The sequence below is a fragment of the Micromonospora sp. LOL_014 genome (assembly GCF_048060245.1).
GTDB lineage: Bacteria > Actinomycetota > Actinomycetes > Mycobacteriales > Micromonosporaceae > Micromonospora_E.
The window spans coordinates 1-283 of the sequence record NZ_JBHMIP010000125.1 but is presented as its reverse complement, the minus strand read 5'-3'; the positions used below and the strand labels follow the sequence as shown (position 1 = coordinate 283).

General features: G+C 69.3%; 1 protein-coding gene. It reads right to left on the bottom strand.

Translation table 11 applies throughout. The features are described from left to right. Positions 1-283 (bottom strand): tetratricopeptide repeat protein (locus ACFHW1_RS28920; RefSeq protein WP_416616758.1); only part of this gene is annotated, 283 nt, incomplete at both ends.

Sequence of the window (283 nt, the reverse complement as noted above, 5' to 3'; positions counted from 1 at the left end):
AGCAACTGCTCGAAGGCGGTCACCGCACCGGCAGCGTCACCCGCCTCACCCCGCAAGTAGGCAAGGTTGTTCCGGGTGCGCAGGGTGTCGGGGTGATCCGGCCCCAGCACCCGCAACTGATCGGCGAGCACCTGGTCGAAGGCGGTCACCGCACCGGCAGCGTCACCCGCGTCACCCCTTGAGGAGGCGAGGTTGTTGCGGGTGGTTAGGGTACCGGGGTGTTCCGGCCCCAGCACCCGCAACTGATCGGCGAGCACCTGGTCGAAGGCGGTCACCGCACCGG